Here is a 10,756-nt window from a genome sequence, read left to right on the forward strand (position 1 = left end):
AAATGTGACTGGAGAGACTTTTGAGAGTATTAGGGAGAGGATTGCCAGGCTCCTGGAGGAGGCTGGGAAACCTCTTTCAGCTGAGGAAATAGCAAATATCTTTAGCCTAGATGTGAAAGATGTGTATATCCATTTAGAGCATATAGCGAAGAGCATTAGGAGAGAAAGCAACAATAGGAAAGCCCTTTTGATGATGCCGCCAAGGTGCAGGAAATGCGGATACATATTCAAGGATCTTGAAAAGCCTAGGAAGCCTTCTAGATGCCCAGGATGCAAAAGCGAGTGGATAGAGCCACCAAGATTCATCATAGCTAGTGTCCAGTGATATGACTCTCCTTGGCACGTTTAGACTCTTTAAACCGTGCAGCATACAATATTTTGTAGCTTTGAAACTAATGCCAATCTACTTTCAGCTCACCAAAACATAATCGATGTTGTGTTTGGGTGAAGACTATTTGGATAGATCCAGAATGTTTTTTGTAGTGGTCTTGCTTATAGATTCTTTTCTATGGGGCGTTTGGTTCGGTGGTCTATGGAGCTATAGACTAGCCTTTGCATCTAGGCTAACAGACGACTACATACAAGTTTCAGCCTCTTATGCGCTACCGCTATTCGCATCATCGATATCTTTTCTCGTTGCGTTGAAGAGACCTGGGTTTTTCAGGCAACATAGAATTGCTTTGTTCAAGCTTTCTGTTGTCCTATCAAGAGTGCTCTACATGGTTGCTGCAATAGTTGTACTGACAAATGTGCTCAGTTCTCTCAAGCTTTTGTATGCAACAACAGTTGTTCTCTCTATAGCCAGTCTCTTCGGAAGTGTTGCAGGAATTGTATGGACAGATTATATAGCTGATAATGTTCCAGATTATTGGAAGCCGAGATATGTTGCCCTAGACAGCTTGCTTGGTACTCTAGGGGCTTTGGTGGGTTCGATAATAGCTGGCTATATATTTGCTTTTGAAACCGGTGTTCGCTCTTATGGCAGGCTGTTCTTATTGGTGTCAACCATATTCTTACTGGATATGCCACTCATCATAATGCTGAAAGATATTCACAAAAATGTTGTGCAGATAGATGATGTGGGGAGAAGGGGTTCTAGACCCAGCCCCCTATTCTACATAGCCATAGTCGTTCTATATCTTGCACTCAACCTCCCAACAGCTCTCACAGCCCCCTACATAATCTATAGGCTTGGGGGAGACGAACTATGGATAACAGCAATCAACATATCCAATTTTGTGGCAAGCATTCTAATGCCTATAGCATTCAGCGAAGTACTTAGGAGAGTAGATCCACTATCTCTCGCAGGCATATCAATTGCAGTGGCAGCTATATCAACAGCGATATTCCCACAACTCAAAACAGTTGAACTCCAAATAGTAAGAGCTTTCGTTGCTGGAGCTGGAGGGATAGGCATATGGATGTCTATTATAAGCCACATGATATCGGATGTAGATCCGGAGAACAGGATCCAGCACAGCTCTACAGTATATCTAATACAAAACATTGTCCCCGCGATAGCGACAAGCATTGGCGGTCTACTTGCCGATGTCTTGAAGTCTCCTGAGGTGGTGTTCTACATGTCAGCCACAGCTATAGCATCGATACCAGCGATAACGAGATATAGGCGCCGGAGCGGAGATTAGCGATAAGGTAAAAACCTTATCTATAAAAATGAAATTTGTCGAGAAGATGATGAGGATTGGTCTTTGCTGAGTGGTGATTGGGGGAGCGATACCTGATTACCATTATATTCGCATCTATGGATAGAGGCTTTGGGGTTTGGAATCTCAGTAAAGAGGGTTTTCGAAAAAATTCTAGCTTTTCTCGATCAAATATCTTATCCAGGGTCTTATAGCAACCTCCTCTCCCTTCATCCTCACTATCCCCTTGTCGATGTATTCGCGAAGCTTTGAATCTCCCAATGCCGAGACAAAGGCATTTATATGTATAGAGTTGTCTTCGTCGAATACTTTGAGCAATGGCTCCAGCTCCTCTTTTCTAATCGCTATTGGCAGCGATGGTAATATGACTGGGTAGTCAAAGCTCTCGTGGATATATATAGCTGCGTCCACCCCTAGAAGCATAGATGCTATCACAATAAATGCTGTCTCTGCCTTGAACCCTGGTGTAGCGTTTATGTATATCCTCATACCCCTCGACCTCCTATCGCTGACTATGCTGAACACCTTGTCCAGTAGCTCTACAAGCCCGTAGTCAAACTCGTCGACGCTCTCAATCTTGCTCAGCTCAATGAGAAGAGGCTTCTGAAAACCGAGTCTCTGAAAAGCCTCTACAAGAACCTTGGAAACGAGTCTAGCTGTACATGTTTTGGTGTACAGCAAAACAATCTCGACATCGCCTGGGCTATGCCCAAAAACGCTCTGTATACCCAAAACACCGTTTACCTCAGCACAACTCCTCCCCCTCTCATTAACAACAAAGCTAATCATATCACCAATTAGACTGCGATCCTCCAAAGCTTTGCAGACATTCCCATCAGGAATCCTGTTCCTATCATCAGATGGTGAAAGCCTGTACCACTCCCCAAAATCGGGGTACCTAGACTTGTACCTCGCCCCCAAAACCCTGTTGAAATTTCCTAAAAGCGATGTTCCAACAAGAGATATGTAGCATGCACTAACCACAAAACCACCTCTCTCAGCTACACAATCATCGATAAAAGCTTAAAAAATTGCTTGACTAACGAAGCAGGGATTGAGTCTTTGTAAAGGTCCCAGCATTAATGGGTGGGCCACAACAAAATTTTTATTTCTGCGCCATTCACACTCTCCACTAGCTGGTGGTATCTATTGTATCGCTAGATGTTGCCTTGGCTATAGCACTATACTGTTTGGGAGTAGCCATAGCCTTGGCGTACTACTGGGTTGGCTCAGTCAAAGAAGGTAGGGAATTGAAAGAAGACTATCTGTGCATGGGGTGATCCACATTTATAGTGGATATCGCTATTATATCTGCCTATCTTCTTGCTATGATTCTAATAGGTGTGTATGCCGCTAAGAGGGTTAGCAGTGCCAGTGATCTGTATGTCGGCGGACTCAATTTCGGTGGTGTAGCAACAGCGCTATCGTTCTTCACAACATATTTCAGCTCAGTTATATTTGTTGGCGCAACTGCAATCGGATGGAAGTATGGTTTGCTGGTGCTGTGGAAAGATGTTTTCGTGGTTTTTGTGGGAACCTTAGCAGCATTTATATTTATTGGTCCAAGGCTGCTAGCATTTTCTAGGAGATTTGGCTTTTCATCTATTGTCGAGTTCATCGAGGTTAGATACAAGACGAGTTTGGCTGGCATTATAGCAGCTTTAACAACCTTCGTCGGACTCTACATATATACAATATCTGCGCTAATTGGTATGGCAAGAGCCTTGGAGGCCATGGGCCTCGACTACACGATGTCGCTGTTGATATCGTCTGCTACAACACTTCTCTACATAGCCCTCGGAGGTTATCTGGCCCAGGTCTGGACACAGAGCATCCAAGCCGTTTTCATGCTGGCCATGGCCATAGCAATAGCTGTAACATCTCTTGCTAGTGTTGGCGGTATTGGGAATTTGCAGCAGAGGCTTTCAAGCATAGATCCTCTGCTAGCCAGCTGGCCCTACAGAGACCTATTACCCATGTTCTCTTTCTACCTAAGCCTAGGCTTCATGGGCATTGGAAACCCTGCTCTGGTAATGAAATTCATAACAGCAAGGGATAGAATCTCGCTTAAACTGGCAACAGTTGTGGCCACAGCTACCGTCGCTACACTAACCCTCTCACTAGACATAGCATCTGCTACAACAAGAGCCATAATATCCTCAGATAGCGTTAAACCGGACCACGCATTCATCTATCTAACAAAGACTCTCATGCCAAAAGGCTTTGACACTCTAATGATAATAGCGATACTATCAGCTTCAATGTCAACAATATCAGCATTGATAAACACATTGACCCACACACTAAGAGATGTTGTGAAGAAGCTTGGAAGCAACCTCATTGGCAACACAAAAAGAGATGTTATGTTCTTCCGCCTAACCACAGCAACATTAGCGGCCACAGCCACGATCCTAGCTCTAAAACCGCCAGAAATGCTGATAACGCTATTTGGTGTAACAACAGCAATACTATCATCAACACTGGTAGGCCCGATCATATACGGTCTATACTGGAGAAAAGCAACCGCTGAAGGAGCTATAGCATCAATGGTTACAAGCTTTGCCATAGCAATCGCTGTTAGCGCCTACGGCCACTTCAGCTTCCCATGGACATACTACGCATTTGTCCCAGCCTTGGCAGCATCACTCACAGTCATGCCCATTACAAACCTCGTCTCAAAACCAGCAAGAAAACAGAATTGCTAGACACATTGCAGTAATCTCAACAACCAAAATTATTTTTATCTAAATCCCCAAGCCACAAGCAGAAAAACAAACAATATGGGTCGTAGAAAAATAAAGTATTGTGTAGACTGTACAAGGCCCTACACCAGTTTTTGCAGACACCAATAACATTAGCATGTCTAACAGCATTTCCTCAGGTTTGTGGAACGTTGTTATATCATTTGCCTTAGCTACAATCTCAGCGTTTGACCCGCAAAACACATTGGTATCTCTTATGTTAGATGTAGTCGGAGGTTTCTTTAGCATAGCTTATGAGGATCTATACAATGTGCTTGTCATATACAACTTTTCAATAGCTGTATTTGGCCATGTCTATGTAATTTTACCCCATTACCTGTGCTACACCATGTCTGGAGTTTATTAGAATCTCCCTAAAAAAAATTCAATTTAACTTCATGATGTACTAAAGCTTTAGATAGGGATTGCAGGTCTTGTTCTACACAGTAATGTAACTATGTTGAGCATTTCTATGGCTCTGTATGCTTGTTTTCAAAAAAGATTTTAATGTCTCGGTCTATTTCTTTACTGATTATGTGTTTGGTGGGTTTGTATGGGTGGGTATGATGTTGATAGAAACGAGTTTGTTGAGTTGGTTAAGAGGCTATGTGGTGTTGTTGGACCGTCTGGCAGGGAGCATGATGTGAGGGGCCTGGTCATCGATTTGGTTAGGGACTATGCCGATGGTTTGTGGGTGGATTCCCTAGGTAATGTAATTGCTTTGAAGCGTGGTGGGGGTGTCTACAGATTTTTGTTGGCTGCCCACATGGATGAAATCGGGCTTTTCGTTAGCTTTATAGAGGACAGCGGTTTCCTGCGTGTTCAGCCTATTGGCGGTGTTGGTGAGAGGGCTCTTGTTTTTCAGAGGGTTTTGGTGAAGACCAGGGATGGAAGGGTCTACAGAGGGGTTATAGGCCTCAAGCCCCCTCATGCTGCCAAGCCTGAGGAGCTTAGGCAGATCCCCGAGATAAAGGACCTTTTCGTTGATGTCGGTGCCAGGTCTAGGGACGAGGTGAAGGCTATGGGTATAGACGTTGGCGATGTGATAGCCTTTGACAGGGACGTCACTTTGCTCGGCTCTGACAGGATAACTGGGAGGGGGTTCGACGATAGGCTAGGGCTTGCAGTGGCTATAAAGGCTTTTCAAATGATTGAGAAAAGCGAGGCTGACGTATATCTAGTTGCAACTGTCCAGGAGGAGGTTGGGCTCAAAGGCGCTAGAACAACTGCCTTCTCCATAGACCCCCACATAGCGCTAGCAATAGATACCACAGTTGCAAACGACCTGCCCGGGACACCACAAAGCGAGTGGGTAACTGCACTCGGGAAAGGACCGGCGATAAAGATTGCTGATGGTAGAGGCTCGTCAGGGATAATAGTACACAAAGAGATTGTTGACAAGCTCATAGAGGTTGCAAACAAGCTTGGAATACCATACCAGCTAGAGGTTCTCCCAGGGGGAACAACAGATGCATCAGCAATACAGCTAAACAGAGAGGGTGTCCCAACAGGAGTAGTATCAATACCGACAAGATACCTACACTCACCAGTAGAGGTAGCAGACATAAACGACGCCATAAACACAATAAAACTTGTAAAAGGATTCGCAGAAGCACTAACACCAGAATACGTAGACGGTCTAAAGAAGAGAAAGATAAAATAACGAGAGTTGCAAAACTAATCATTCTACTTTTTAATTGATCCAAACAAGATAATAATAAAATAATGTTATTAAAAATGAATTGTTTTTGAATATGTTCTATGTTGTTGGTGCTTGAGGAGATGGTGTAGATATTGCCGACTCGGCCTTGCTCGGCTTCCACACAAGACCTAGTATACCGCCTACCAGACTTAGTATGGATCCTATAACGAATCCGCCACCAAAGAATAGACTTATTATGGATAAGATTAATACTATCATGGACCACGTCCTAACCTTTTTTGGCATACCCGATCTGATTTGCAGCGCACCAATAACAATTACAATACCGATTATTATTATTAGAGCGATGATGACTATGACCACCCCTCTAATGAAACCTGCCAGCCCTGGCGCCAAGGATTCTATGGATTCTACATCAATACCTTTAATGGCTAACTCTATTTCTGCTCTTATTCCGTCAAGAGCTATTAGCACACCCCCTATGAGAGATAGAATTAAGGCGGCTGTTGGCCTCTCCCCCATACTTCAACCTTCTAGCATATAGTAAATGTAAAGTATATAAATCTAACCCTGTTTTAGAGCTGTGAAGGACTTGACACAGGTTTAAAGGAGTAGAGAAGGAGTTTATTTCAAAGAAGAGAAGCTCTATCTCACTGGTGCAAAGACTGCCTCCTCTGACAACTTATACCTGTAAACAGCTCTGGATCTCAGGAGCTTTTGGAGGGCTACAGCAAGCGCTGGTGCAGATGCTAGAGCCCCTCCAATAACACCATATATAGTACTATTAGCTAGGGTCATTGTTATTAGCCCCCCTACAATGGCTGCAACTGCCATTGCTGCTACGCCTCCTGCCAGCCCCTTTAGCCTAGAGACAGGATCTATAGGATACTCTAGGTATACAACTGTGTCATCTGCTGCGTCAACAATTGATGTATACACCCTGTCTCTGTACCTATACTTTACAAGCCAGAAGGGGTAGTGGGCTATTCCAACATATCTCGAGTTATCTACTAATCTATAGCTCGAGCCACAGGCTGTTCTAGCCTCTGAAGCCGCTTTTTCTGTATAAGGCTCTTTAACCTTGTTGAATATGACCTCCGGATCGAGGGTTGGGTTCAGGTAGATCCCCTCCTTGATGATGGATGGCTTGAAGTAGGTGCGGCTTCTGGCTGGGAAGGAGTAGTCGTTTGGTATGGCTATGGGTAGAGAGTTTGATGCGTGTGTAACTATGTAGGCGAATTCTTCTCCTCCATGAACATCCATCTCCACCTTATCCTCTTCGACCTTCTCCGACTCTCCAACGCACATAGCCTTGACATTGATTTCGTATAGGTATAGAGGGACAAGGTACTGGTAAGCGGATTCGAAAGCTGCGTTAGATTCTATATCTCTTGCCGCCCCAACCTGCATTGAGGCAAACTCCTTCACAATTCTGTACCCAGAGTTCTTGTCGATGGAGGCTGCAAAGAGATAATGATCCACTTTCTCATCTGGTTTATCAAGCCTGAAGGTTGTTCCACAATAGGGGCACGTGGCATATACATAGCTTTTGGGAACCTCTATCTCTGCTCCGCAGTAGCTACACCTAAACCTAGCCTTGTCTATTGCCTCGCTCAGAGGATTTCACCCAATATACTGGAGATCCCATGAATTGCAAGCCCAAGATTAAGCAGGTTTCTGAGGCTGGGCTCTACAACAGTTGTTTTGACAGGCGTCAAAGCCTTTTTCATACAGTACCAGGAGGCCACCCCACCTATCACCAGAAGTGGTAAAGAGGCTATGGGGTTGGCCATTATTAGCATACCCGATAAGCCGCCCAACACCCCCGAGGCTATAGCTGATAGTGTTCCCCAGGCAATTCTCTCAGACATTCTCATAGGCCTTTCAAAAGCTATTGTCTCTCCATCCCATCCACAGAGGATTACCCTGTAGATGCCGCCTCCATACATGTAGACAGCTGTGTACATTGGCAATAGGGTTGGTTTGGATGTAGCTGCCTTCACGTTTATTGGCGTTATTCTTTTCCATAGAATTGTTGAACCCACTACATGCTCTCCTCTCATCCTGACCCTGCTCTCCGCCTCTCTCTTTATAACCTCTGTAACGATGCTTCTCAATCTATTCAGATGTTCGTTGAGGGCTATGTCCATGGCAGTCTTCTTATCTACTTCTATGGATAGTATACCCCTCCACACATTTTTATCTAGCTTGGCCTCGCCCAGAGGAACCGCCTCTACCCTGCTAACAGCATATTTTTTCCCTAGTACTCTAACAGATAAGACGTTGCTACCCCTTCTACCAGCAACAGGCACTATATCGTTGTATGATCCGTAAACCCCTTTTACAAACACGTTTCTAGATTCTGTCCAACACCTCTCCTCATTCTTTTCTCTCCGACACTTCCTAATACTGACAACAACATTGGCATTGTAATCGGCTTGTGCAGACACATCAACGAGGTAGAATGGTACTAGCACTAACGTGAGTTTGGATAGGTTGGTCTCTTTAAAGACTTGGCCAAGTTTTTTGCGGGAGCCGAAAGCCTCTATCTTTTTAAGGATTTCTCTCTCGCCCAAGGGTTTTACAACGAGAATCTCCTCTTTGAGATCCTCTCTAATCCAATTGAGATAGCCGCAGTAGCTACACACAACAGCTATTGTTTCTGGGGAAACATCTAGAGGAGCCCCACAGTTGCTGCATCTAAAGCTTTGAGACATTTACTGCCTAACCTATACAAGTTTGCTGCCACAGACAGGGCAGAAGTTGGCTTCTGCCGGGGCTATATGTCCATTGGGACACCACTTCACCTGCTTCCCGCAGAATGGGCAGAACCTGGCTCCTTGTGGTACAGGTGCCTGGCCGCAGTATGGGCATCTAGCCACATAGCCCTGTTGAGGAGCTGTCGTAGCGGCACCCGCAGCTGCAGCAGCTGGGGCTTGTGTGGCTGGCTGTTGTTGTGCCTGTGGTGGGGGTGGCTGTAGAGCCCACGGAATGGCCACTACCCCTGCGCCGAAGGCTGCTCCCCCAGCCTGCGTCTTCTCAATTGCTTCAGCAAACTTTCTAGCAGTCTCCTGCTGTACTAGATAGGCTGCTGATGTTCCCTGCATCAACCAGAACATCCTCTCTCTATACTCTGGCGGGACATCTATACCCTCGAACTGGACATCCTCAAGCATGAGCCCTATCTCATCAAAAGGCTTTCTAAGTACCATAGCAGCTCTCTTACTAGCTTCAGCAGCTTTCATATAGAGGTCTCTTATGCTAGACTGGCTTATGAATGCCATGAGGTTGTTCAGGAAGTAGCTCCTTATATACTCGTCAAGCTCCTCTCTAGTGAATCTAGAGTCAGGTCCAACAACTTTGTTAACAAACAGAGCTGGGTCTGCAACCCTATAGTAGTAGACCCCATAGAAATTGACTGGTATTAGCTCAACGGTCTGGCTTTTACCACCAAACTTACCCTGCAACCTATTGATATTAACAAATATGATTACGGCTCTGAATATGCTCTCCCCATAAAACCCCTCGACAAGTCCTTGTAGAAACGGAACATTCTGAGTATCGAGAACATGCCTGCCGGGGCCCAGAACACCATAGACCTTGCCATCTCTGTAGAACACTGCCCTCTCCCACTCTTTAACCACGACCGTGGAGCCCCACGGAATGACCTCATCCGGGTATCTCCAAACAATATCATTTGGTGTGGCATCCTTCCACTCGATAAGTATAGGCTGGAAACCGCTTATCTTGCTACCCGCCTTGCCTATTCCTTTCCCAATCTTGTTGAGAACCAAATCCTACACCCAGTATAGATCTTAGACTAGACACATCTTGAAACGTTAATAAACTTTGTGTAACCTCTCAGCGGCTACTGCATCCAGCCCCTAACAATATTCTCTCTATCCACGAGCTTTGCCCTCACATCATCTATAAGCTTGACTAGCTCCTGAACCCTCTCCCTAACAGGGTTCCTAAGCATAGAATCCCTCTTAACGCTTGCCGCAAACTCTCTAATCTTCTCCGCATTCTCAACAATAGAAAGATCAACCTCCCTCATCCTAGCCAAATCCTCCTCCTGAATCTTAACAATGTTGAAATGGGGGGCATAACCATGCTCAGCCCACCTAATCCTATCAGCAACAGCCCTAAGATCCCTCAAAATACTATCAAAAAGTTCAGCCGATCCAAAATCATACTCAGCAATATTCGCAATAGCCTCCCCCAAATCCCTTATAGCCTCAGACAACACCCCCACTATATACTCCCTAACAAGCCTATCATCCTCCCTCAAACGCTCCTTCTCCCTATAACCACGAAAACCAGGCAAAACATTAAGGAGCTTCTCCAATAATGCATCACGCCTAACCATACACACAACCCAAAAACACAAAAAACACACAGCAATATAAAAACATTTTTACTCCCTTATGGATTTTCTATAATCGTGATGATATAAATGCATCAGATATCTTTGACCTGAAACTGTCATAAGAATGAGGTAAATCACGAAGAACTGTGAAACACGGTTGGTAGAAGTTGAGGCAGGTGTGGGGTTAAGGGATTTGATGGATGTGGGCTAGCATACAATAAGGTTTTTAAATTGTGGTATGCTAGGAAATTGGAAAATGTTGTGGTGGTTTTATGCTTGAGGTAAAGGATGTTGTTATAGATGGGAGAGAGGCTCGGAT

12 protein-coding genes are annotated in these 10,756 nt (G+C 44.8%); 6 read left to right on the top strand and 6 right to left on the bottom strand.

The window, feature by feature from the left end:
* Positions 1-4: 4 nt before the first annotated feature.
* The gene (locus QW284_06780; GenBank protein MEM0339375.1) at positions 5-325 is read left to right on the top strand and encodes a transcriptional regulator; all 321 of its coding nucleotides are present in this window, start codon (positions 5-7) and stop codon (positions 323-325) included.
* Positions 326-455: 130 nt separating this feature from the next.
* A complete protein-coding gene (locus tag QW284_06785; GenBank protein MEM0339376.1) occupies positions 456-1,646 on the top strand; it encodes a hypothetical protein in 1,191 nt (396 codons plus the stop codon).
* A 171-nt stretch (positions 1,647-1,817) separates the two neighbouring features.
* Here QW284_06785 and QW284_06790 read toward each other — a convergent pair whose 3' ends face one another.
* On the bottom strand, positions 1,818-2,648 hold the full coding sequence (locus QW284_06790) for a putative CRISPR-associated protein (GenBank protein MEM0339377.1): 831 nt from the start codon (positions 2,646-2,648) through the stop codon (positions 1,818-1,820).
* A 155-nt stretch (positions 2,649-2,803) separates the two neighbouring features.
* Between QW284_06790 and QW284_06795 the strand changes: the two genes are divergently transcribed.
* The 4 genes from QW284_06795 to QW284_06810 all read left to right on the top strand — a co-directional run bounded on the left by QW284_06795 (position 2,804) and on the right by QW284_06810 (position 6,068).
* A complete protein-coding gene (locus QW284_06795) occupies positions 2,804-2,944 on the top strand; it encodes a hypothetical protein (protein MEM0339378.1) in 141 nt (46 codons plus the stop codon).
* 12 nt (positions 2,945-2,956) lie between these two features.
* Complete coding sequence (locus QW284_06800) at positions 2,957-4,369, top strand: hypothetical protein (GenBank protein ID MEM0339379.1); 1,413 nt, start codon at positions 2,957-2,959, stop codon at positions 4,367-4,369.
* A gap of 253 nt (positions 4,370-4,622) precedes the next feature.
* Positions 4,623-4,772, top strand: coding sequence for a hypothetical protein (locus QW284_06805; GenBank protein ID MEM0339380.1), 150 nt, complete (start codon positions 4,623-4,625; stop codon positions 4,770-4,772).
* A 186-nt stretch (positions 4,773-4,958) separates the two neighbouring features.
* The gene (locus QW284_06810) at positions 4,959-6,068 is read left to right on the top strand and encodes a M42 family metallopeptidase (GenBank protein MEM0339381.1); all 1,110 of its coding nucleotides are present in this window, start codon (positions 4,959-4,961) and stop codon (positions 6,066-6,068) included.
* A 96-nt stretch (positions 6,069-6,164) separates the two neighbouring features.
* Here QW284_06810 and QW284_06815 read toward each other — a convergent pair whose 3' ends face one another.
* The 5 genes from QW284_06815 to QW284_06835 form a co-directional block, all read right to left on the bottom strand.
* On the bottom strand, positions 6,165-6,590 hold the full coding sequence (locus tag QW284_06815; protein ID MEM0339382.1) for a hypothetical protein: 426 nt from the start codon (positions 6,588-6,590) through the stop codon (positions 6,165-6,167).
* A 123-nt stretch (positions 6,591-6,713) separates the two neighbouring features.
* The gene (locus QW284_06820) at positions 6,714-7,550 is read right to left on the bottom strand and encodes a hypothetical protein (GenBank protein MEM0339383.1); all 837 of its coding nucleotides are present in this window, start codon (positions 7,548-7,550) and stop codon (positions 6,714-6,716) included.
* Between the two features lie 131 nt (positions 7,551-7,681).
* Positions 7,682-8,785 (bottom strand): zinc ribbon domain-containing protein, encoded by a 1,104-nt coding sequence (locus QW284_06825; protein MEM0339384.1) that lies wholly within the window; start codon positions 8,783-8,785, stop codon positions 7,682-7,684.
* Between the two features lie 12 nt (positions 8,786-8,797).
* Complete coding sequence (locus tag QW284_06830) at positions 8,798-9,862, bottom strand: SPFH domain-containing protein (protein MEM0339385.1); 1,065 nt, start codon at positions 9,860-9,862, stop codon at positions 8,798-8,800.
* Between the two features lie 74 nt (positions 9,863-9,936).
* Positions 9,937-10,437 (bottom strand): hypothetical protein, encoded by a 501-nt coding sequence (locus QW284_06835; protein ID MEM0339386.1) that lies wholly within the window; start codon positions 10,435-10,437, stop codon positions 9,937-9,939.
* Positions 10,438-10,756 lie beyond the last annotated feature (319 nt).

Source organism: Ignisphaera sp., from assembly GCA_038735125.1.
Classification (GTDB): Archaea; Thermoproteota; Thermoprotei_A; order Sulfolobales; family Ignisphaeraceae; genus Ignisphaera.